Here is a 22,755-nt window from a genome sequence, read left to right on the forward strand (position 1 = left end):
AGTCGATTCTGGAGAACCGTCATGCCGCAGCGCCCGAAACTTGTCCTCGTCGGTCAGTTGTCCGTGTTCCCCTGGGTGTTCGAGGCCGCCGAGCGTGCGGGTATCGACCTGATCCTCGTCCCCAGGGGGGACGACACGGCGGAGTCCGCGGGCCGGGCCAACGCGGTGGTCGAACTGCTGCCACTGGACGTCGACGAGAACCCGGACGGTGCGTTGTCCGCGCTCGCCGACCGCTACCGGCAAGAGCCCTTCGACGGCATCATGTCGGGCAACGAGAGGGTCATTCCGTTCGTGGCGCGCGCGGCTCGGGAGCTGGGCCTCACCGGGCTGACCGAGGAGGCGGCGGCCGTGGTGCGCGACAAGCGCAGCATGCGCCAACGCCTGCTGGAAGCGGGCCTTGGCGTGCCCGGCTTCGTGGTCGTCAAGGATCCGGACAACTGGACCGACGCGCTGACCCTGCGGTTCCCCGTCGTGGTCAAACCGGCGAACGGACACTCCAGTTTCGGTGTGATCCGCGCGGATGACCGGGACAGCCTCGAACAGGCCGTGGCACGCACCTGGCAGCTCGTCGAAACCCACCTGGGCGCCGCCGACGGACCGGACTCGGACACCGGTGTGCTGGTCGAGGAGTACCTGGACGGGCCGGAGCTCTCCGCCGAATCCCTCGTGTACCGCGGGCAGGTACGAGTCTGTGCCGTCAGCTGGAAGGGAGAACTGACGGGGCCGTACTTCGAGGAGTCCACCTTGCGGGCCCCCGCCCAACTGCCGGCCGAGATACTCGCCGCGATCGAGGCGGAGGTGATCGGCGCCCACCGCGCCTTCGGCGTCACGGAAGGCACCACGCACACCGAACTGCGGCTGGTCGGCGGGGTGCGGCCGGTGCTGCTCGAGATGACCGCGCGCCTCGGCGGCGGGGGCAATATGCACCACCTCGCCCACGTCAGCAGCGGGATCGACCTGGCCGCCGAGGCGCTGCGCATCCACCTCGGCCGGGAGCCGCTCTGCTGGCGTGAGGAGCCGGCACCGGCCGGCCACGCGGCGGCCTATCTGGTGCCGATCGGCAGCGGCGGACGGGTCAAGGGGATACGAGGCTTGGACGCGGTGCGTACCGACCCGCGGGTGGACTACGTCGTGCAGACCGCGGGTCCCGGCGCACTGTTGCGCCCCTACCCGGACTGGACCGGCAACCCTGCGGTCGTGCTCTCCCACCACGAGTCGGATGCGGAGGCCGAGGCGTTCCTCGGCCACCTCGCCCGGACGCTGCACGTCGAGTACGAGGAGCGGGAGTGAGCACTCGGCACGACGCTGCCGGTGGTGAGCGCAGCCGGCAGCTGGACGTGCGACGTCACCCCGATTCGGCTGGACATCCGTTACGGGCCGCCGGCCCGCTTTCGTACCGAAGCATCCGGTCCACCGGTGATCTGTCGGTTGGCCGGGCCCGAAACGCCACACTCGGCGACCGTCGCTCCTGGGCGTGACCGGACCACCGGTCGCACCCGAAAAACCGCCACACCGGACATCAACCCCACCAGACATCAACCGCACCCGGCCCGCCGGAAACGCCGGCCCCGCCGGGGCACCCGCGCAGAGGGGAAACACCATGACCGACAGCACCACCAACACGCTGACCACCGGGCAGCAGCTCCGTGACGGCGTGCCCACGTTCTCGGAGCAGGTCCGCCGCACCGGCTTCGTCGTCATGCGCAGGGAGGAGCTCGCCGGGCTGATCAGCGACGCCGACCTCGACGAACTCCGGGGCGCCTGGGAGAACCTGCCGGTCGACACCCAGGTCGACGGTGTCGGCGTCTACCGCGAACGCCGCTACGGCCGGCTGCGCGTCGAGGTCGACGGCGACGACGTCACCTTCGAGGTCCTGCCCAACGCCGTCTTCCGCCAGGACTCCATCCCGCTCTGGGAGGGCAAGGACCGGGTCTTCGAGCCGATAGCCGAGGACGTCCTGCTCAGCGACACCATGCGCGCCCTGGTCAGCTTCAACGCCCGGATGGCGACCGCGGCCGACGGCAACACGTCGTGGCGGACCGGGGTCCACCTGGTCCGCGTCGTCGCCCGCGCCGACGTCGAGGGCCTGCCCACGCCCGAGGGCCGCCACCGCGACGGCCACTCCTACGTCGGCATGCACCTGATACGCCGCGAGGGCGTCACCGGCGGCCTGTCCACCGTCCACCCCAACGACGGCGGCGACATCGTGCGGACCACCCTGGTCGAGCCGCTCGACACCATGTTCGTCGACGACAACATGATCACCCACGAGGTCTCGCCGATCCTTCCCGTGGGCGCCTCGGGAGTGCGCGACATGCTCATCATCGACATGAACCCGATGTCCTGAGCCCATGGGCCGGGCGAACGCGGCGGAGCTGCTGCATGCCGTGGTGCGCATCCCATCGGTGTCGGGCTCCGAGCAGCGCCCTCGGCGACTTCCTGGCCGAATGCATGCGCGCGCTCGGCTTCCGGGCCTCGAATGACGGGGCCGGCAACGTGGGCGGGGAGGTGGGCGGCGAGGTCGAGCGGTCCCACTCTGCGCGGCCGCGGGGTTCGCCCGGCCCACCTGCCGGCCCGCCCCGTCGGGGTCGGCGCCCAAGACACCCGCGACCCGGAGCTGTGTGGGGCTGGTGCTCGTGGTCGCCCACCGGCCTACGGTGCCGCATCAAGCCCCGTAGGCGCGCTCCACGGCACACCGCTTGACCGGAGGAGCGAACCCGGTCTGCGCCGGTTGCGCTCCCACGCCCTCGACCTCGATGCCCACCTTCTCCCCCTGCGCGACGACGGCGTTCTTGCCGCCCTGGTCGCCCAGGGCCCCAGCCCCAGGACGTCAACGGCCAGGCCGCGCTTGCGGCCTGGCACTTTTTGTTGGTTCGTGGCATTCCTACAAGAGCCGGTCACGTCTGCGGCGTTGGTAAGCGCCTATTCCTGCGGGGTGGCAGTTTCCGTGCCTCAGCAGTACGGCTCCCAGAGCTCGTACTTCAGGGCGTCGGAAACCGCGGGCGAGGAGTCGCGCAGGCGGGCGAACAGGGCGCGGTTGTGCTCGCGGATCTCCTCGTCGTACCCGGCCAGCGGGCTGTCCTCGGACAGGTCAAGCAGCCACAGCGGCCGGAGTGCCGCGCCGCGCAGTGCCTTTGCTTCCGCGGTCTCCGTGCCCGCGTGAATCCAGCGCACTCCCGGTAGCCGCGCTGCCATGTAGTAGGTGAGGTTGAAGTACTCCGCGGCAGAGCAGAGTTGAGCGTGGTCGAGGCCGAGCCCCCGCAGGTACACGGTGTCGCCGCAGCGGTAGTACAGGCAGAAGCCGACGGGCGGTTCGCCGGGGCGCGAGCACAGCACCACTTGGGCGCGCGAACCGGCGAGTTCCCCCTGCTTGCGGAAGGACTCGGCCATCGGGGCCACGTCGACGGTCCTGCCGTAGCGCAGTAGCGAACGGGCCAGCAGTCGGGCGACGTCCTGCCAGGACTCGGCGAGCGTCCGGTGCTCCACCTCGTATCCGGCCTTCTCGAACTTCCTTATCTCGCTGCGGATACGGCGGGCCCGGTGCGCCGACAGTGATTCCAGCCAGGCGTGGTAGCCGCCGGGCGGGATCTCGATCCAGGCGTCGGTCTTCAGCGCGACCGGGGCGGTCCGCACCCCGGCCGCGCGCAGCGTCACCACGTCCTCGGTGGTCAAGTACATCGCCACCCGGGCGATCTTCGACTCCTCGTGCAGGGGGGAGCGCAGTGCGCGGACCGCGTCGAGCACCGCGGCGGCGGCCTCGGCCCGATCGGTTCCCTCGCTGCTCAGCAGGTGCGCCAGGTAGCCGCGGCGCTGGCCGATGAGCAGGCCGCCCGGCTCAGGCGCCGGGAGGCCGCGCGCGGCAAGCATGTCGTGCCACCGCAGGTCGGGGGTGGGCTCCTCGGTCACCGCCGCCACGGGGATCGCGGCCCGGCCGCCGCCCGGGATCGCCACGTGCAGTCCGCCGGAGACCGACCCGGGGTCGAGGGCGCACACCCGCAGCCACAGCGCCGACGAGTAGAACCTGCCGTCGGCGAGCCGGTCCCACTCGGTGTCCCCGAGCCCGCCGATGGCGTCGGCGAAAGTGTCCGTCGTGGCGGTCATGGCGCCTCCCATGGTTTCTGCCTGACCGTGCCGGCGAGTTCGCTGCGCGATCGGACGCTGAGTGTGCGGAAGATTTGCTGAGGAGATAACTGGCCGTGTGGGGCGTGCAGTTGATGCCGGTGCCGGTGCCGGTGCCGGTGCGGCTGTTGGTGAGGCCGTCGCTGACCAGGTGGCGATCACCCGGTCGATCTCCCCCCGGGCCGGGCCCGGGCGATCGCGGCGGGGTGCGTTCCACAGGCGTTCGCCACGCTTGCGGCATTGCCGAAACAGACGTTCCCTCACGACCGCAGAACTATTCTTTTTCGGGTGGTCAAGCATTCTAGTCCTCATGCAGTTGCTCAGTGTCCGCAGGGGCCATTATCCGGGAATTGAGCCACAATTGAGTCGCACGGGAAGTCGAGGTGAAACAGTGACCTCTGCGGGCCGAAGGGCCCAGTCACCATCAAGCGGGAGCGGAGACTTCATGTCGGCGGAGCGGGTAACGGCCCAGTACAACGAGGAGTTCCGCACACCGGGCAGCGACTTGCCCGCGGTCGCCCAGCACGTCAAGGACTTCCCGACGCTCGCACCGTGGCACGGCGAGTATTTGGCCCGACCCCTCTTCGTCGCCGAACGGGAGATTCGCGAGTTCTCCGATGACCTGCAGCACCTCGTCGAAACACTCTTTTCCTTGCCGGACCGGATGTTCGGCGGCGACCTGGACGCATTCCGGTCGGCGCTCGGCATCGGCGACGGGCACTGGGAAGCGATACGACGGTTCGGTGACATGCAGCCGCCCTCCTTCGGCCGGGCCGACATGTACCACGACGGCACCTCGTTCAAGCTCCTGGAGACCAATCTGGGGAGCGAGTCCGGCGGCTGGGGCCTCGCGAGTGAGATGTCCCAGGCGACGATGGAGGTCGACGCCTTCGCCGGCTTCGCGCGCCGCAACCGGCTCTGTTACGTGCATCCCATTCACGCCGTGGTGAAGGCGCTGCGCCGCTTCGGTGCCCCGGTGGCACCCGGGCGCGAGCCGGTGGTGGCCATGCTGGAATGGCGTGGCGGTCTGAAGGACTACGGCGAGCTCTGGCGCAACTTCCAGTCCGCACTGCGCTCGGCGGGCTTCGACATCCTGCTGGCCGAGGTCTCCGACGTGCACGAACGCGGCGGGGCGCTCTACCTCGGGGATACGAAGATCGACGTGGTCTACCGCGCCTTCGTCCCGGACCAGATCGCCGATGAACCCGACGGCTGGGACCTGGTCGCACCCCTGCTGCGTGCGCAAGGGGCGGGCGGGACGCTGATGTGGACCCCGCTTTCCACCAACATGTTCGCCAACAAGGCGTGTATGGCGCTGCTTTCGGACCCGGCGCGGCGACGCGACCTCGGCGAGGACGAGTGCCGGCTCATCGACCGGGTGCTGCCCTGGACCCGGCTGATCAACACTGACACGCTCAAGACCGACGCCGACCTCGTCGACGAATGCCGGGAGCGGCGCGAGCAGTTGATTCTGAAGGTCAACGCGCGCGGGGGAGGGGTCGGTGTCGTGGTGGGCTGGGAAACGGACGATGCCACTTGGCGGCGGGCTCTGGAGAGCTATGCCGCGGAAGGATACGTCGTACAGCAGAGAGTGGTCCCCCGGACCGAACTCGTGGTGGACCCGGTATCCGGGGAAACCGAGGAATGGCATGCGGCCTATGGCATGTTCTACACCCCGGATGGTTGTGCGGGAGCGTATGCCAAGGTGGTGCCGGCCGGTTCGGGCGGAATCATCTCCATCGCGGCGCATGCCAGGGCGCGCAGCGCGGCCGTCTTCCATCAGAGCGAGCTGCCCGCCTGGGGTGAAGTCCCTGCCGTGGGCGAATTGCCTGCCGGTGCGGCGAAGTAAAGAGAAGTCATGATGCCGCAGCATTCCCCCGCTCCTTCGGCGTGGCGGCGGGTTCAAACGGCCTGGGGTCTGCCGGACCTCGCGGGAAAAGGCCGATTCGTCACGGCCAATCTGATCGACAGCCTGGGAAATGGGCTGGTGATGGCGTTCACCGTCGTCTTCTTCGTGAAGACGACGTCACTGTCACTGGCCGCCGTCGGCGCCGCGCTGACCGTCGGCCAGCTGCTCGTCCTGCCCTTTCCGCTCTTTATCGGGCGCCTGTTGGACAAATACGGTCCGCGCATCGTGGTCGCTGCGGGCAACTGGATTTCGGTGGCCGGGTTCATCGGCTTCCTGTTCTCGCACGCGGCCTGGCAGATCGTGCTGTGGCAGTTCGTGGTGCAACTGGGTGCCACCGCCTTCTGGATGGGCAACAGCCCCCTCACCGTGCTGGTCGCCCGGGGCGTCGAGCGGGCCCGCTGGTTCGGCTTCGTCCGTGCCCTGCGCAATGTCGGCGTCGGGATCGGCGGCGCCGCGTCCGCGGTGGCCCTGAGCATCGGAACCGTCGCCGGGCTGCGGGCGGTCATGGTGCTCAACGTGGTCACCTTCGCCATCGCGGGCCGGCTCGTGATCACCTTGCGGGGCGCGGACACGAGCGAGGCGGCCGGCGGGTCCGCGGAGCCGAAGCCGGCCGACCCGGAGCCCGCCGACCCGGAGCCCGCCGAGCCGGAGCGGGCGACGGGCGAAACGACCGGACAAGCCTCGGGCGGCTATCGCACCGTGTTGAAGGACACCCGGTATCTGCGGCTGGTCGCGACGAACATCTCCTTCGTCTTCGCCTCCACGGTGATCTCGGTGCTGCTCGCCGTCTACGCCGTGGACAACCTCGATGTCGGCGCCTGGATCGTCGGCGCGGTCGTCGTACTGAACGCGGCCATGGTCGCGCTGCTCCAGACGCTCGCCAGCCGGTGGATCGAGACCCGCAGGCCGGTGACGGTGCTGGTGCTGGCCCTGCTGTTCAACGCCGCGGCGTTCGTCGTCTTCGGCACGCTGCTCGTGCTGCCAGGCTGGGCGGTGATCGCCGGGCTGCTGATCGCGATGGTGCTCTACACCGTGGCCGAGATCCTCAGTTCGCCGCCGACCAGCGAACTGAGCGTGGTGATGGCGCCCGAGCATCTGCGGGGCCGCTATCTGGGCGTCTACCAGCTGTCCTGGTCGATCGGCGGTGCCGTCGCCCCGGCGCTGCTCACCGCGCTGTTGGCGGGCGGCGCGGCGCTGCCCTGGGTGTTCCTCGCCGCGATCAGCGTGCTTGCCATACCGCTCGTGATCGGGCTCGACCGGCGGCCCGCGGCCACGAACTGGGCCGCACCGGCCGGGGACGTCGCCCCCGTGGAGCAGCTCGACGGCGACACCGTCGGCTGAGCCTGTGCGCACCTGTTGAGCGCCCCCCGCGCTCAACGCCGCCCGCCGCCCGGCAGCACACCGGGCGGCGGGCGGCGTTTCCCGTAGTAGCCAGTAGCCAGTAGCCAGTAGCCAGTAGCCAGTAGCCCCTAGCCAGTAGCCATTCGTCAGCTCGCGGCCCTGCGGCCCCGTGTTGTCCCGGCCGGCACGAGCGCTCCGACCGCGATGCCGAGCGCGCCGATCCGTTCGCCGCCGAGCGCGATGCCGACCGCGGCGGCCAACAGCGGCTCCGTGCCGAGTGGATCTCCCTCAGCAGCGGCCGTGCTCACGCGGAGGACGTGAGGGAAGGCCACGCGGATCCGCACCGGGAGACAGAGGCAACAGCCACCCGGCCGAGTCCTTGAGCCACGCCCGGCCGCAGGTGCCCGTGCGACCGCTGCCGTCTCGGGGGTCTCGCCGGACACTCACCCCGTCGTGCGCCGCGCCGGGCATCGGCGCGACCACGACCCGGCCGCCGGCCTCGCGAGGGAAGGTTCATCGCGAGGGAGGCCCATCAGGGATCCGGCGCGCACGACGAGCGGTTGCCGCGCGCTGTGCAGTCCCGCCGTCTTGCCTACTCCCTGCTCTGTACGTGGACGAAGGCGCAGCCGCGGTTCACGAACACCTACGCCGGCGCGTGACTCGACGGACAGACTCGACGGACAGCACAGGCGTCGACCAGGAGCCGACGCCTGTGCGGTCGCTGCTGCTCACCGCTCGGTGTCCGCCTCCAGGGCCTCGGCGAGGCCCGCCACGGTCGGGTTTCTGAAGACCAGGACCGGCGGGACCCGGCGCCCGAGTCGCTCGCCGAGCCGGCCCGCGACGGTGGTGATGGTCAACGAGGTGCCGCCGACGTCGAAGAAGTCGTCCTGCGGCCCGAAGTCCTCCTCGACACCCAGGCACTCCCGCCACACTTCGGCGACGAGGAGCTGCTGCTTGGTGACGGTCCGGCGGGTGGCCGGGGCCTCGGCGGGCACCGGGCGGGGGTCGGGCAGTGCGTCCCGGTTGACCTTGCCGTTCGGGGTGAGGGGGATCTCGTCGATCACGGTGTAGCTCTGCGGCAGCATGTACGGGGGCAGTTGCTCCGCCAGGTGGGCGCGGAGTTCCGCCGGGTCCGGGGCGGGCCGGTCGGGGTGCTCGGGGATCAGGTAGGCCGCCAGCTGGTCCACGCCGGTGCGGGTGCGGCGCACGGCCGCCACGCAGTCGGCGAGGGTGGGGTGGCTCCTGAGCGCGGACTCGATCTCGCCGAGCTCGATGCGGAAGCCGCGCACCTTGACCTGGTGGTCGTCGCGGCCGAGGAAGACCAGATTTCCGTCGGGCAGCAGCCGGACCACGTCGCCCGTGGCGTACATACGGGCGCCGGGCTCCGCGGCGTACGGGTCGGGCAGGTACGCCGCGGCCGTGCGGGCCGGTCTCCCGAGATAGCCACGGCCGACCGCGCTGCCGCCGACGTACAGCTCGCCGCGACAGCCCGGGACGACCGGGCGCAGCCGCGGGTCCAGTACGTAGAGGTGCGCGTTGTCGGTCGCCCGGCCGAACGGGACGCTCGGGAGATGCCCGTGCCGGTCGAGCAGCTCCTCGGTGATCGGGCAGTACGCCGAGGTGACGGTCGCTTCGGTGGGGCCGTACTCGTTGAAGACCTGGCATCCCGGCGCGGTGGCGGACAGGATGCGGCGGGCCACGTCGTGCGGCACGGCCTCGGCGCCGGTGAACACCAGGCGTACGGAGGCGAGTCGCGCAGCGGGATCCGCACCGGACTCCAGCAGGATCCGCATCTGCGAGGGCGTCGCGTTGAGCGTGGTGATGCCGCGCTCGGCGACCTCGCGCAGGAACTCCTCGGGGTCGTAGGCGGCGGTGGGGCTCGCCAGGTGCAGTTCGGCTCCGGACACCAGGCACTGGAAGATCTCCCAGACCGAGTTGTCGAACGCCACCGAGTGGTTGAGCAGGGCCCGGTCCCGCCCGGTGAGCCGGCACAGCCGCTGGTTCCACTCCAGGAACCCGGTGATGTTGGCGTGCGTGATCGCGACGCCCTTGGGGTTGCCGGTCGAACCGGACGTGTAGATAACGTAGGCGAGGTGGTGCGGTTGCGCCTCTGCGGCCGGGCCGGGGTCCGTCGCCGCGTCCGCCCCGGGGTCCGCCCCGGGTTCCTGGTCCACCGCCACGAGCCGCACACCCTCGCCGAGCAGAGCCGAGGCGGGGTGCGCCGGGTCCGCGACGACGAGGCGTATGCCCGAGTCGGCCAGCAGGTACTGCAGCCGGTCCGTCGGGTAGCCGGGGTCGAGCGGGACGTAGGCGCCGCCCGCCTTCAGCACACCCAGCAGGGCGACCACCAGCTCCACCGAGCGTTCCAGGCAGACGCCGACCAGGCTTTCGGGGCGCACGCCCCCGGCCCGCAGCTCCCGGGCAAGGGCCGAGGCCCGCGCGTCGGTCTCGGCGAACGTCAGCGACCGGCCGTCGCCCACGACGCAGATCGCGTCCGGGGTGGTCCGCACCTGGCGGTCCCACAGGTGGACCAGGGTGGTCGGCTCGGGCAGCGGCTCGGCCAGGTTGCCGAGGGAGTGGGCCCGCAGCTCATCGGCCGGGACGATCTCCAGCTCGGACAGGTGGGCCGTGGCGCCGGACACCATCTGATCGATCACCCGCAGGAAGTGCCGGCCGAGGCCCCGGACGAAGTCCGCGTCGAACAGGTCGGTGGCGTATTCGACGGAGATGCTGAGGTCACCGGCCCCGGCGGCGTGGTCCGTCACGTCGAGAGCGAGGTCGAAGCGGGCGGTGCCGAGCCGTCCCTCCAGCTCCTTGCGGTCGTACAGCTCGGTGAGGTGACCGGCCCTCGGTTCCTCGTGCAGGGCCAACAGCACCTGGAAGAGCGGGTTGCGGCTCAGGTCGCGCTCCGGGCTCAGCTCCGCCACCAGCTTCTCGAAGGGCAGCTCCTGGTGCGCGTACGCCTGCCCCGCGACCTCGCGGACCCGGCCCAGCAGCTCGCGCCAGGTCGGGTCGCCGGACAGGTCGGTGCGCAGCACGACGGTGTTCACGAAGTAGCCGACCACATCGTCCAGTTCGGGGCGCGGCCGGCCGCCTGTCAGGGTGCCGACGGCGACATCGCTCTCGTCGGCGTACCGGCCGAGCAGCACCTGCAACGGGGCGAGCAGGCCCATGAACAGGGTGACGCCTTCGGACCGGCAGATAGTGCGCAGCCGGTCCGCCAAGTCGACGGGGATGCGCAGCAGTTCGCGGCGACCGCGGTGGCTCGCGACGGCCGGCCGGGGGCGGCTGGTCGGCAGCTCCAGGACGGGCACGCCGGAAAGCCGGGTGCGCCAGTGGTCGAGCAGTCGCTCCAGCTCGGCGCCGGTGAGTCGCTCGCGCTGCCAGGCCGCGTAGTCGGCGTACGTCACGGGCAGCGGTGCCGGGGCCGGGCTGCGGCCGGCGGCGAGGTCCGTGTAGAGCTCTCCCAATTCCCGCACCATCAGGTCCACCGACGTCCCGTCGCACGCTATGTGATGGAACGTCAACAACGTGATGTCACGGCTCGGGGTGCGCAGCACGTCCGCGCGCAGCAGCGGTGCGCGGTCGAGGGCGAAGGGGGCGCGGATCCGCTCGGTCACCAGCGCGTCCAGGTCCTCCTCGGCGACCTCGGTGCGGCGCAGCGGCACCGGTCCCGGCTCGCGCAGTTCGGGGCGGCCCCGGCCGGCGACGGCGACGAGGGCCGTGCGTAGCGCCGGGTGCCGGTGCACCAGCGCGGACAGGCAGTCCTGCAGCAGCGTCAGGTCGACGCGCCCGCCGGGCAGGCCCAGGGCGACCGGCAGATGGTAGGCGGGCACCGCGTCGTTGAGCTGCTCGAAGAACCAGATCCGCTCCTGGCCGAAGGAGAGTTCGTCGGTCGCGGCCGCCGGGATCGGCTCGTCGTCCGAGGGCGCCACGCCGTCCAGGGCGGCGGCGAGCGTGGCGGGTGTCGGATGCGCGAAGACCGACCGGGCGTCTACCGGCACGCCGAGCTTCGCACGCAGCCGCGCCACGGCCCGTACCGCGGTGAGCGACTGGCCGCCCAGGCCGAAGAAGTCGTCGTACGGGGACACCTCGTCGAGCCCGAGCACCTCGGCCCACACGCGGCGCACCGCCTCGGTGTGCGGCGGCAGCGGGGCGTCGTCGGGCATCGGCCCGCTCGCCCGGACCGGGCTGTGCGGTATCCGCCGCACGGCGCCACGGTCGGCCTTGCCCGCGGGGGTGCGGGGCAGGGCGTCCAGCACCGCGTAGCCCTGGGCCACCATGTGGGCGGGCAGCCGCTGCGCGAGATGGTCACGGACCAGGCGGGGCAGATCCTCGGATACGCTCCGCGCGTCGGGCGCGGGCACGAGGTACGCCACCAACCGGTCGCCGCCGGACGCCTCGCGGTCGACGACCACCACGGCGTCCGCGACGAGGGGGTGGCTGCGCACACCGGCCTCGATCTCGCCGAGCTCGATGCGGAAGCCGCGCACCTTGACCTGGTGGTCATCGCGTCCCAGCACCTCCAGCATGCCGTCGGCGGACCACCGGGCGAGGTCGCCGGTCCGGTACAGGCGCCCGAAGGCATCCCCGAACGGGTCGGGCACGAACCGGTCGGCGGTCAGCGCGGGCCGGTCGAGGTAGCCGCGCGCCACGCCCGCGCCGCCGATCCACAGCTCGCCGGTGACTCCTGGGCCGGCCTTCCGCCCACTCTCGTCGACGACGTACAGCCGGGTGTTGGACAGCGCCGTGCCGACCGTGACCCGGTCGGCCACGGTGTCGATGCGGGCGGCGGTGGCCCACACCGTCGCCTCGGTCGGCCCGTACAGGTTCCACAGGGTGCCGCCGGTGGCGAGCAGGTCGCGGGCCAGCTGCGGATCGAGCGGCTCACCGCCCGACAGCAGTACCCGGCCGTGCCCGTCCGTCCAGCCGGACGCCAGCACCCATCCGCCAGGTGGTGGGGGTCGCCTGGACGACGCTCACACCCGCCTCGGCGATGGTGGCCGCCAGCAGCTCGGGGTCGGTGTTGGCGGCGCGCGGTGCCATCACCACCGTCGCTCCCCGGGTCAGCGGCAGGAACAGCTCCAGTATCGAGATGTCGAACGACAGCGGGGTCAGCGCGAGAACCCGGTCGTCCGCCCCGAGGCCGGGGCGTTCGGCCACGCTCCGCAGGAACGAGGCCATCGCCGCGTGGTCGACGGCCACACCCTTGGGCAGGCCGGTCGAACCGGAGGTGTAGATGACGTAAGCCAGGTGGTGCGGGCGTACCACCGGGGCCACCGGTGCGGCAGGCTCCGCGGGGAGGTCCTCGACCAGCAGGACGTCGGTCACACCGGACGCCAGGGCCTGCGCGCGGTGGTCCGCGTCGCACAGCCACAGCCGGGCCCCCGAGTCGCTGGTCATGTGCCGCAGCCGTTCGGCCGGGTAGCTCGGGTCGAGGGGCAGGTACGCGGCGCCCGACTTCAGGATGCCGAGCAGGGCCACGACCATCTCGACCGAGCGGCCGAGACAGACGCCGACCAGGTTCTCCGGCCCGATGCCGCGTGCCTGCAGCTCGGCCGCGAGAGCCGCGGCCCGGCGGTCCACGTCGGCGTAGGTGGCGCGGTGTGCTCCCGCGACGACGGCGACCGCGTCGGGTGTCGCGGCCGCCTGCTGCTCCCACAGTGTGACCAGGGTGGTCGTCGCCATGAGCGTTCCTTTCTCAGCCCCGTGCGGGGAAGGCGCGCGTGATCGTCTCCGCCAGCTGTCGTTCCGCGCCGCGCACATACAGGTGGGGGGCACCCGGGAACAGGTGCAGTTCGAAGTCGGCCGAGGTGTGCTTTCGCCAGTCGGCGAGTTCCGTCCCGTCGACGCTGTCGTCCTCCGAGCCGGCCAGAACGGTCAGGGGACAGGGCAGCGGTGCCTCGGCCCGGTGCGTGTAGGTCTCGCAGAGCGTCAGGTCCGCGCGCAGCAACGGCAGCAGCAGCTCCTGCAACTCGGGATGCACGCCGTCGAATTCGGCTGTGGCGAGCAGCTTGTCGTCCGGCAGCGTGTGCCGCGGGTCGCGGTCCGGCAGGCCGGGGGCGCGCATACCCGACAGGAACAGGCGGTCGGGTAGGAGCCTGCCGAGTGCACGGAGCCGCCGCGCCGTCTCGAAGGCGGTCAGGGAGCCCATGCTGTGCCCGAAGAAGGCGTACGGCAGGTCCGTGTGGTCCGCGATGAGCGGCGCGAGCGCGGCCACGGCCTCGTCCAGGGAGGTCAGGGCCGGTTCGGCGAACCGGGTCTCCCGGCCGGGCAACCGGACCGTACAGACTTCGACGGTGTCCGGCAGGTACGCCGCCAGCCGGTAGGCGGAGGTGCCGGCTCCGGCGTGCGGGAAGACGAACAGGCGCTGCTGCGCCGTGAGTTCACGGCTACCGAGCCCGCGCAGCCAGGTCTCCGCGAGGTCAGCGGCAGTCATCGCGACGCTCGCGCGGAGCGCGGGGTCAGGTCGGTCCACACCTGCTCGATGTGGTCCAGGCACTCCTGGCGGGTGCCCTGCGCGCCGGTGGCGGTCCAGCCGGCGGGCAGGGCACGATCGGCGAACCAGACCGAGTACTGCTCCTCGTGGTTCACCACGACGACGTACCGGTCCTCGGCGGGGCGCGGGGCGGATGAGGCGCTCATGCGTCAGATCCCCACCCCGGTGAAGAAGTCGCTCTCACGGCGGCCCCGGCCCGCGGCGACGACCCGGTCGTGCACCCACTTGCCGACGGCGAGGTCGAGTACGCCGAGTCCGAACGGTGAGAAGATCGCCGGGCGTTCGTGGTCCCTGCGCAGCCGCCCTTGCAGCAGGTCGCCGAGGGTGCCGTCGACGAAGTCCCGGTTGCCGGTGCGCTGTTCGGCCAGGTGCAGCGAGGTGCGCTCGCGTACGGCGTGGTCGACGTCGTCGGTGACGTTCTGGGCGGCGAGGATCATCTCGGGGGCGAGGTCGCGCAGGGACAGGTGCAGGACCACCGGGTTGTGGGACAGCAGTTGGGGATCGTGCAGGTGCGGTTCGCCGGCCACCGTGGTCAGCACCACCAGGTCGCAGTCGGTGAACGCGTCCTCCACCCTGTCGGCGACCACGATCTCGGCCTCGGTGTGCTCGGCCATGACGGCGCCGAAGTGGCTCGCCGCCGCCGGGTCGAGGTCGAAGAGCCGGAAGCCGTCGATCTCCCAGTCGAGATCACGCAGGAACCGCCATACGTGCTGGGCGATCAGACCCGTGCCCACGATGCCGACCCGGCGGGCACGTCGCGCGCCGAGCAGCGTCTGCGCGCCGAGCACCGCGGAGGCCGCGGTCCGCGTCGCCGAGACGATCGAGGACTCCATGCAGGCGAACGGGTAGCCGGTGACGCAGTCGTTGAGGATCAGCGTGGCCGAGGCGCGGGGGATTCCGTGCTGCGTGTTGTCCGGGAAACTGGCGATCCACTTGTTGCCGGCGACCTCGAACTCGCCGCCCAGATAGGCGGGCAGGGAGATGATGCGCGACCGGTCCTGGTGCGGGAAGCGCAGGAACGAGCTGTGCGGGTTCGAGCTCAGTCCGGCGTCGTGCGCGAGGTAAGCGGCACGGACGACCTCGATGAGCTCCGGACGGTTGCGGTCCGTCTCGGCGGCGACGTCGCCCGCGCCGATCACGGTCATGGGCGGTGGGGCCAGGGTGGACACGGGGTGCTTCTCCTTCAGTTGACGGCCAGGGCTTCGACGCCGGCGGGCTGTACCGCTTCCGCGCGCAGCTGCTGGACCCACGTGGGGTCGTAGACGGTCCGGGCGTAGGCATGGCCGCGGTCGGCGGCGATGAAGGCGACCCGGGGACGGTGTGCGCCGGGACGGTGACGAGCGAAGTGGTCCTGGACGGCGGCATAGGTGCTGCCGGTGGAACCTCCCGCGTACAAGCCGTACTTGGCGACCAGCGCGTCGCAGGCCTCGACGGCGCGCACTTCGGAGACGATCTCGACCTGGTCGATCAGCGCCTGACCGCACAGCGGCGGCACGATGCTGGAGCCGATGCCGGGTATCCGCCGCTTCTTCGGCGGGCCTCCGAAGATCACCGAGCCTTCGGTGTCGACAGCGACGACCACGCAGCCCGGGTACGTTTCCTTGATCCGGTGGGAGAGCCCGGCGATCGTGCCGCCCGTGCCCACGCCGACGAAGAGGTAGTCGAGCGGGCCGGCCTGCTCGATCAACTCGCCCGCGGTGAAGCGGTAATGCGCGTCACGGGCATCCGGATTGGCGTACTGGTTGGGCCAATATGCCGAGTCGAGTTCGACCAGCAGTTCCTGCACCCGGGACAGCCGGGTCTTCAGGTAGCTGCCCGCGTTGTCACGGAGGGCGACCTTCTCCACCCGCCCGCACAGCAGGCGGAGTTGGGCCTCGGTGGCCTCGTTGCAGTTCGGATCGATGACCGGGACGAACGAGATGCCGAGCATGCGGCAGTAGAAGGCCAGGGCCAGCGCGAAATTGCCGGACGACGACTCGACCACCGTCGTGCCGTGCGCTATCTCCCCCCGACCGATTGCCTGTTCCAGAATCCACAGTGCCGAACGGTCCTTGGTACTTCCGGCGGGATTGCAGAATTCCAGCTTGGCGACGATGTCGCACTTCTCGTCCGCCAGCGGAATCAGCGGGGTTCCCGTGAGGCCCCTGCGGATTTGTTTTGCCCGTTCGATCAGAGATTGATCAGCACGCCTGTGGAGCATGGGCCGAGTGTGGCACGGGCTTTGTCGAGGCGGCTCAATCGCGACTCAAGTGCGGTGCGGGAAAGGCCGGTCGGAGGTAGGGGAGGGACTGGTCTCCCGTCCACGACGAATGCTTGGACTGCCCTTCGGCGCCACTCGGCGGAGCCGGGCAGACAGCCGCGCCCGTACTGCCTGCACGCTGCCCTGAAGCGGCTTCGTCCCGCGAACGTGTGACCGCGGCGCGTGTAGTGAGAACGCCGGGCTCGTGGCGTTGTCAGCGACGCCATCGTGACCGGTTCACCGCATTCTCTGTCCATGCAGGAGAACGTCGGTCGCAACTGTCGGCAGGCGGCGGATATCGGCCGGGGTGGGGTCCACGAGGTCGGGGCGCGGACACCGTGAGCCGGGCTGAATCGCGTCGATTCCTGGAGATCTGCGCGCCCTGTCGACTTTCCGTGGGAAGGCTGGGGCCGGAAAGTCCGCGAAGGCAGTTCTCCCTCCTGCTCACCACCCGATTCGGCAATACCGTGGCCGTGAATGCTCGGCAATGCAGTGGCCTTGAATCCATGAACCACCTACACCTGGAAGCCGGCGTCGGCCAAGGCCCGCATCATCCCTCCGCGCCCAAGGGGGCGAGGTCGTGGCAGTGGGTGGCTCGGGGACTCCCCGCCGTCGGTCGCGCTCGGTTACTGTGCACACTTCACGCCGGAGACCGGGGCGCGGGGCCGCGCCGCCTCAGGCGGAATATCCTGGAGGCGGGGCGATCCGCAAGACGGTCAAAGCCCACCCGATTCCCGCCAAGCCTCAGCGCGGGCGACTCCGTGCAATTGCGCGCTTTGGGGGGAAGTGCGGATTGTAAGGCCGAACGGTCCTATAGCCTGGGGAAATGCTGACAGAAGTCACAGCGACCCGCTATGTCACGCCCCTTCGTGAGGGCGGCTCGCTTCCGGGGATCGTCGAGGGGGACGACCTCGGTACGTACGTCATGAAGTTCACCGGCGCCGGCCAGGGGCGCAAGACCCTTGTCGCCGAGGTGATCTGCGGGCAGTTGGGCCGTCGGCTCGGATTGCGTGTGCCGGAGCTGGTCCGGATGCAGCTGGACCCCGTGATCGGTCTGAGTGAGCCCGATCAGGAGGTCCAGGAACTGCTCAAGGCCAGTGGCGGGCTCAATCTGGGGATGGACTACCTCCCCGGGTCGCTCGGATTCGATCCGCTGGCCTTCGAGGTGAGCTCCCGTGAGGCGGGGCGTGTGGTGTGGTTCGACGCGCTCCTCAACAATGTGGACCGGTCCTGGCGCAACCCCAATCTGCTGGTGTGGCACGGTCAGCTGTGGCTGATCGACCACGGCGCCACGATGATCTGGCACCACAACTGGCCGAGCGCCGAGAAAGCCGCGGTCAAGCCCTACGACGCCGCCGATCATGTGCTCGCCACCTTCGCCCCGGACATCCCCTCCGCCGCGGCCGAATTCGGCCCGCAGATCACCGAGGAACTGCTGACCGAGATCGCCGCCGAGGTCCCGGCGGAATGGCTGGTCGACGAGCCCGGCTTCGACTCGCCGGACGAGCTGCGCCAGGCGTACGTGAAGACGCTGCTGGCCCGTGCGCGGACGATCGGCGACCACATCACCATCGGCGAACGCACCAAGGACACGGCCTCCCGGGCACCCGAGTGGCTGGCGGGAAAACCGCCGCGGAGGGCAGTGAAGTGAGCGGTCTGCACAACGGGCGCGACGTCTTCGAATACGCGCTGGTGAAGGTGGTGCCGCGCGTGGAGCGCGGCGAGATGATCAATGCCGGCGTGGTCGTGTACTGCCACGCCCGGCGCTTCGTCGAGGCCCGGACGCATCTCGACGAGGCTCGGCTGCTCGCCCTCGACCCCGCCGTGGACGTGGCCGGGGTCCGGGCCGCGCTGAGCGCCGTCGAGGGCATCTGCCACGGCGGTGAACAGGCCGGCCAGGCGGCGGGCGACGACCCCGGACGCCGCTTCCGGTGGCTGATCGCGCCGCGCAGCACCATCGTGCAGCCGGGCCCGGTGCACACCGGCCTGACCGTCGATCCCACCGTGGAGGCGGAACGGCTGCTGGAGCTGCTGGTGCGCTGAGCGGCAGGCGGACGGCCGGGCGCCGCCCCCTGTGGTGGGGCGCGCGCCCGGCCGTCCGCCCGGTCGGGTGACGCGATCGCACCCCTGGAGGTTCCTGTCGCAGGTGAGGTGGGTAACGGCGCGGCGGTGGGGCGTTGACAGCGGGTGGCCGGGCTTCTAGCGTCAGCCCTGCTGAAGCTACTAAGCGGTTGCTCACCTTCGGGATCGGTGCGGCGGACCGCTTGTCGAGGTTTCGAGGGTGAGGAGAACCCGCATGTCCACCACCGAGCAGCGCGTCGCCATCGTGACGGGCGCGGCCCGCGGTATCGGCGCGGCCACCGCCGTACGCCTGGCCGCCGAGGGTCGCGCCGTAGCCGTACTCGACCTCGACGAGGCGGCGTGCAAGGACACCGTCGAGAAGATCACCTCGGCCGGTGGCAAGGCCATCGCCGTCGGCTGCGACGTATCGGACTCGGAGCAGGTGGAGGCGGCGGTCGCACGCGTCGCGGCCGAGCTGGGCGCACCGACCGTGCTGGTCAACAACGCCGGCGTGCTCCGCGACAACCTGCTGTTCAAGATGAGCGACAGCGACTGGGACATGGTCATGAACGTCCACCTGCGCGGTGCGTTCCTGATGTCCCGGGCGTGTCAGAAGCACATGGTGGACGCCAAGTTCGGGCGGATCGTCAACCTCTCCTCCAGCTCGGCGCTCGGCAACCGCGGCCAGGTCAACTACTCCGCGGCGAAGGCCGGTCTGCAGGGCTTCACCAAGACCCTCGCCATCGAGCTCGGCAAGTTCGGCGTCACCGCCAACGCCGTCGCCCCGGGCTTCATCGTCACCGACATGACGGCCTCCACCGCCGAGCGCGTGGGCATGGGCTTCGAGGAGTTCCAGGCGGCGGCCGCCACCCAGATCCCGGTGCAGCGCGTCGGCCGCCCCGAGGACATCGCCAACGCCATCGCCTTCTTCACCGGCGAGGCGGCCGGCTTCGTGTCCGGCCAGGTCATGTACGTCGCCGGCGGCCCGCTCAACTGACCGCCCCCACCGACTTCAGGAGTACAAGGACATGACCGAGCAGGACAGCGGGCTCCCCGAGCTCTCGGGCAAGGCGGCACTCGTCACGGGCGGCAGCCGCGGAATCGGCTACGGCATCGCGCAGGCGCTGGTCGCCCGCGGCGACCGGGTCTGCATCACGGGCCGCAACGAGGACGCCCTCAAGGAGGCCGTCGAGAGGCTCGGCGCCGACCGGGCGATCGGCGTGCCCGGCAAGGCGCACGACGAGGACCACCAGGGCGTCGCCGTCGAGCGGGCGATGGAGGCTTTCGGCCGCGTCGACTACCTCGTCAACAACGCCGGTACGAACCCGGTGTTCGGCCCCATCGCCGACCTCGACCTGGGCGTCGCCCGCAAGGTGTTCGAGACCAACGTCGTCTCGGCGCTCGGCTTCGCGCAGCGCACCTGGCACGCGTGGCAGAAGGACAACGGCGGCGCGATCGTCAACATCGCCTCCATCGCGGGCATCAACGCCTCGCCCTTCATCGGCGCGTACGGCATGAGCAAGGCCGCGATGGTGAATCTGTCGCTCCAGCTCGCCCACGAGTTCGCGCCGACGGTGCGGGTCAACTCCATCGCTCCCGCCGTGGTGAAGACGAAGTTCGCGGCGGCGCTGTACGAGAACCGCGAGGAGGAGGCGGCGGCCGGCTACCCGATGGCACGGCTCGGCGTCCCGGAGGACATCGGCGGGGCCGCGGCGTTCCTGCTGTCCGAGGCGTCCGGCTGGATCACCGGCCAGACGCTGGTCGTCGACGGCGGCCTGTTCCTCAACGCCGGAGTCTGACGGCGAGCCCGCGGCCCGGAAGCCGCCTGCCGCACGGCGGGTCGGCCCGGCCGCGGGCCTGCACACGAGGCGCAGGGCCCACGGGGTCTTGCGCCTCGTGCGTGGCATGAGGCAGCTGCCGTGGTGCCGGGGCGGGCGGCCCGCGGGCGGCGATGTCAGTGGTCGCCGGTAGGTTCTGGGTGGGAGAACGGAACATACACCGGAGGTTGTTGACGTGCTGACCGACATGCTGCCCGAGTCCTGGCGTGGCGTCCTCGGCGAGGAGTTGGAGAAGCCCTATTTCAAGGAGCTGACCGATTTCGTCGAGCAGGAGCGGGCTCATGGCCCGGTCTATCCGCCCCGCGAGGAGGTCTTCGCGGCGCTGGCGGCGACACCCTACGAGCAGGTGAAGGTGCTGATCCTCGGCCAGGACCCGTATCACGGCGCCGGCCAGGGCCACGGCCTGTGCTTCTCCGTGCGGCCCGGTGTCAAGACGCCGCCGTCGCTGCGGAACATCTACAAGGAGATGAAGGACGAGCTGGGGCACCCGGTCCCCGACAACGGCTATCTCATGCCGTGGGCCGAGCAGGGCGTCCTGCTGCTGAACGCCGTGCTCACGGTCCGTGAGGGCGAGGCCAATTCGCACAAGGGCAAGGGGTGGGAGAAGGTGACCGACGCGGTGATCCGCGCGGTGGCCGCCCGGCCCGACCCGGCCGTCTTCGTGCTGTGGGGCAACTACGCCAAGAAGAAGCTGCCTCTGATCGACGAGGAGCGGCATGCCGTCGTCCAGGGCGCGCACCCCTCCCCGCTGTCCGCGAAGAAGTTCTTCGGCTCCCGCCCCTTCACCCAGATCGATGCGGCGATCGCCGCCCAGGGCCACACCCCGATCGACTGGCGGATCCCCGACCTGGGCTGAGGCGGCCGCCCGGTAGGCCCGGGCAGCTCCCGCACACCGCGCGGGAGCTGCCGCCGGCGGTTAGCGTCGTGGAAACGGCAATGGCGACGGCGAGCGAACGCGGGGAGTGTGCGGTGGCGGAGAAGCAGCGGCAGGAGGCGCCCGAGGACAGCGTCCTGACCCGGATCGGCCAGGCGATCATGTTGCATCGTGCCGGGGACCGGGAAGAGGCACGCAATCGTCTGGCGGAGCTCTGGCGGGAGATCGGGCCACAGGGAAACGCCTTCCACCGCTGCACCCTCGCCCATTACATGGCCGATACCCAGGACGATCCCAGGGACGAGCTCGCCTGGGATCTCCGTGCGCTGGCGGCGGCCGAGGGCTTCGTCACCGAGCGTTTCCCCGAGGCCGGCGGTATCCCGCGGGCAGCGGTGGCCGACGGCCCCGGGCCCCGGCACCCGCTCGTCGCCCTGCGGGCGTTCTTCCCCAGCCTGCATCTCAACCTCGCGGCCGACTACGCAGGGCTCGACCGGCCGGCCGATGCGCGAGCGCAGCTGCGGCGGGCGAAGGCGTCCGCAAACGCCCTGGCCGACGGCGACTACCGCCAGGGGCTCAGAGAGGCGATCGACCGCCTGGAGTCGCGGATCGACGGCGCCGCGGGCTATTCGGCGTAGGCGCCGCGGCAGATCCGCTGCACGGCGCTGCCCTGCTCCCACTGTCCGTAGGCCCGGCCCAGCGCGCAGACGTCCGTCCCGGACGGCGCGGCGGGCACGCCCGGGCGCGGGGGCCGGGGAGTCGCGGCACGGCCCGCGGGCGCCCCGCCGACGCCGGGGCCCTTCCGCCCGCCCGCGTCAGGAGCGGACGCGGACCGGCTCCCGCCGTGCTTTCGCCCGCCCACGGTCGTCCCCGCGGCGGCGTCCGCGGCCTTCCGCCCGTCGCCGGGTGCCGATGAGGGCCGCGGGCCCCTGCGGTCGTGACGCGGCGAGGGTACCGCCGTTGTCACGCGGTTCTTCGAGGGCGCGGAAACGCCCGGGCCGAGTGGTTCCACGGACGGCGCGGGCGCGGGGCGGGGAGGTGCCTCGGAGGCCGGGGGAGAGATGACGGTCATACATCCGGTGGTGGTCGCCGCGACCACCGTCACCAGAACCGCCGCTGCGGGCAATTGGTACACACCGACAACTCTCCACGGCGGTCGAATGCTTGGGAAGGCCCCGCAGGAGTGATCAGCGCGCCGTGGAGGGGACGCGCCGACCGGATTAACGGAACGGAGGATCGGGGGCGGCCGAGCCGGCTGCACCGCCGCCGTGGCCTAGCGGTTCAGCATGCCGCCCAGCAGCTCCGTACAGGACGTGCGCAGCGCGGCGCGCGTCGGGACGGACGCGTGGTACTGGCCGGCGGTGCAGGAGAACAGCACGCCGTCGCACCAGGCGATCATGTTCTGCGCGTGCCGTTCGGGATCGGCGGAGCCGGCCGCCGTCAGGAGGGCGATCATCGGCTCCCGGAAGGCCCGGCCCGTGCGGTCGTAGACGGCGCGCAACTCGGGCCTGCGGGTGGCCTCCAGGGCCAGCTCGTAGCGGGCGATCGCCAGCCGGTGGTGGCGTGAGAGGTAGCGGTGCATCGCGAGGGACAGTGCGTCGGCGAGCGCCGCCGTGGTGCCCCCGGCGGCCGCCGTCGCGGCCTCGTCGGGCATCTCTCGTGGCGTGAGCACCGCGGCCTCGCGTTCGGCGAGTCGCTGGACCGCGGCCTCCAGCAGTGCCGCGCGCGTGCGGGTGAGGTTCGAGGTGGAGCCCTGCGGCAGCCCGGCGGCCTCGTCGACGGCCCGATGGGTCAGTCCGCGCAGGCCCCGTTCGGCGAGCAGGGCGAGTGCGGTGTCGGCGATCAGTTCGTGCCGGGGCGCGGTGCGGGCGGTCATGG

At 71.1% G+C, this 22,755-nt stretch carries 19 protein-coding genes; 10 read left to right on the forward strand and 9 right to left on the reverse strand.

From position 1 onward, the window contains the following. Positions 1-21 precede the first annotated feature (21 nt). Complete coding sequence (locus tag QOM21_RS31960) at positions 22-1,290, forward strand: ATP-grasp domain-containing protein (protein WP_407554482.1); 1,269 nt, start codon at positions 22-24, stop codon at positions 1,288-1,290. Between the two features lie 310 nt (positions 1,291-1,600). After that, positions 1,601-2,347 (forward strand): 2OG-Fe dioxygenase family protein, encoded by a 747-nt coding sequence (locus tag QOM21_RS31965; RefSeq protein ID WP_407554483.1) that lies wholly within the window; start codon positions 1,601-1,603, stop codon positions 2,345-2,347. A 605-nt stretch (positions 2,348-2,952) separates the two neighbouring features. On the opposite strand, the gene QOM21_RS31970 is transcribed toward QOM21_RS31965, so the two are convergent. Next, entirely contained in the window at positions 2,953-4,101 is a 1,149-nt protein-coding gene (locus tag QOM21_RS31970) for a GNAT family N-acetyltransferase (RefSeq protein WP_407554484.1), read from the reverse strand. Between the two features lie 463 nt (positions 4,102-4,564). Between QOM21_RS31970 and QOM21_RS31975 the strand changes: the two genes are divergently transcribed. Then, complete coding sequence (locus QOM21_RS31975; protein ID WP_407554485.1) at positions 4,565-5,968, forward strand: hypothetical protein; 1,404 nt, start codon at positions 4,565-4,567, stop codon at positions 5,966-5,968. A 9-nt stretch (positions 5,969-5,977) separates the two neighbouring features. Further along, positions 5,978-7,369, forward strand: coding sequence for an MFS transporter (locus QOM21_RS31980; RefSeq protein WP_407554486.1), 1,392 nt, complete (start codon positions 5,978-5,980; stop codon positions 7,367-7,369). Between the two features lie 146 nt (positions 7,370-7,515). On the opposite strand, the gene QOM21_RS31985 is transcribed toward QOM21_RS31980, so the two are convergent. The 7 genes from QOM21_RS31985 to sbnA all read right to left on the reverse strand — a co-directional run bounded on the left by QOM21_RS31985 (position 7,516) and on the right by sbnA (position 16,068). Then, a complete protein-coding gene (locus QOM21_RS31985) occupies positions 7,516-7,677 on the reverse strand; it encodes a hypothetical protein (protein ID WP_407554487.1) in 162 nt (53 codons plus the stop codon). A 420-nt stretch (positions 7,678-8,097) separates the two neighbouring features. Beyond that, positions 8,098-12,312, reverse strand: coding sequence for an amino acid adenylation domain-containing protein (locus tag QOM21_RS31990; protein WP_407554488.1), 4,215 nt, complete (start codon positions 12,310-12,312; stop codon positions 8,098-8,100). Then, positions 12,257-13,057, reverse strand: a complete 801-nt coding sequence (locus QOM21_RS31995; RefSeq protein WP_407554489.1) for an AMP-binding protein — start codon at positions 13,055-13,057, stop codon at positions 12,257-12,259. The genes QOM21_RS31990 and QOM21_RS31995 overlap by 56 nt, the downstream gene beginning before the upstream one ends. 13 nt (positions 13,058-13,070) lie before the next feature. Beyond that, the gene (locus QOM21_RS32000) at positions 13,071-13,808 is read right to left on the reverse strand and encodes a thioesterase II family protein (protein WP_407554490.1); all 738 of its coding nucleotides are present in this window, start codon (positions 13,806-13,808) and stop codon (positions 13,071-13,073) included. Continuing rightward, positions 13,805-14,014 (reverse strand): MbtH family protein, encoded by a 210-nt coding sequence (locus tag QOM21_RS32005; RefSeq protein WP_407554491.1) that lies wholly within the window; start codon positions 14,012-14,014, stop codon positions 13,805-13,807. The genes QOM21_RS32000 and QOM21_RS32005 overlap by 4 nt, the downstream gene beginning before the upstream one ends. Positions 14,015-14,017: 3 nt before the next feature. Beyond that, positions 14,018-15,013 carry a 2,3-diaminopropionate biosynthesis protein SbnB gene (sbnB, locus tag QOM21_RS32010; protein ID WP_407555945.1) on the reverse strand — a complete coding sequence of 332 codons (996 nt, stop codon included), beginning with the start codon at positions 15,011-15,013 and terminating at the stop codon, positions 14,018-14,020. A 38-nt stretch (positions 15,014-15,051) separates the two neighbouring features. After that, on the reverse strand, positions 15,052-16,068 hold the full coding sequence (gene sbnA, locus QOM21_RS32015; RefSeq protein ID WP_407554492.1) for a 2,3-diaminopropionate biosynthesis protein SbnA: 1,017 nt from the start codon (positions 16,066-16,068) through the stop codon (positions 15,052-15,054). An 865-nt stretch (positions 16,069-16,933) separates the two neighbouring features. Here sbnA and QOM21_RS32020 point away from each other — a divergent pair. The 6 genes from QOM21_RS32020 (at position 16,934) to QOM21_RS32045 (ending at position 21,515) form a co-directional block, all read left to right on the forward strand. Then, positions 16,934-17,758 (forward strand): HipA family kinase, encoded by an 825-nt coding sequence (locus QOM21_RS32020; RefSeq protein ID WP_407554493.1) that lies wholly within the window; start codon positions 16,934-16,936, stop codon positions 17,756-17,758. Then, positions 17,755-18,150, forward strand: coding sequence for a DUF3037 domain-containing protein (locus tag QOM21_RS32025; RefSeq protein ID WP_407554494.1), 396 nt, complete (start codon positions 17,755-17,757; stop codon positions 18,148-18,150). Before QOM21_RS32020 ends, QOM21_RS32025 begins: the two co-directional genes overlap by 4 nt. 253 nt (positions 18,151-18,403) lie before the next feature. Next, complete coding sequence (fabG, locus tag QOM21_RS32030; RefSeq protein ID WP_407554495.1) at positions 18,404-19,165, forward strand: 3-oxoacyl-ACP reductase FabG; 762 nt, start codon at positions 18,404-18,406, stop codon at positions 19,163-19,165. 31 nt (positions 19,166-19,196) lie between these two features. After that, on the forward strand, positions 19,197-19,967 hold the full coding sequence (locus QOM21_RS32035; RefSeq protein WP_407554496.1) for an SDR family oxidoreductase: 771 nt from the start codon (positions 19,197-19,199) through the stop codon (positions 19,965-19,967). Positions 19,968-20,193: 226 nt separating this feature from the next. Beyond that, a complete protein-coding gene (locus QOM21_RS32040) occupies positions 20,194-20,862 on the forward strand; it encodes a uracil-DNA glycosylase (protein ID WP_407555947.1) in 669 nt (222 codons plus the stop codon). A gap of 80 nt (positions 20,863-20,942) precedes the next feature. Then, complete coding sequence (locus QOM21_RS32045) at positions 20,943-21,515, forward strand: hypothetical protein (RefSeq protein ID WP_407554497.1); 573 nt, start codon at positions 20,943-20,945, stop codon at positions 21,513-21,515. Between the two features lie 635 nt (positions 21,516-22,150). Here the strand turns inward: QOM21_RS32045 and QOM21_RS32050 are convergent. Continuing rightward, positions 22,151-22,753: a TetR/AcrR family transcriptional regulator gene (locus tag QOM21_RS32050; protein ID WP_407554498.1), complete on the reverse strand. Its 603-nt coding sequence runs from the start codon at positions 22,751-22,753 to the stop codon at positions 22,151-22,153. Between the last annotated feature and the right edge of the window lie 2 nt (positions 22,754-22,755).

Origin of the sequence: Streptomyces sp. Pv4-95, assembly GCF_045782725.1 — a bacterium.
GTDB lineage: Bacteria > Actinomycetota > Actinomycetes > Streptomycetales > Streptomycetaceae > Streptomyces.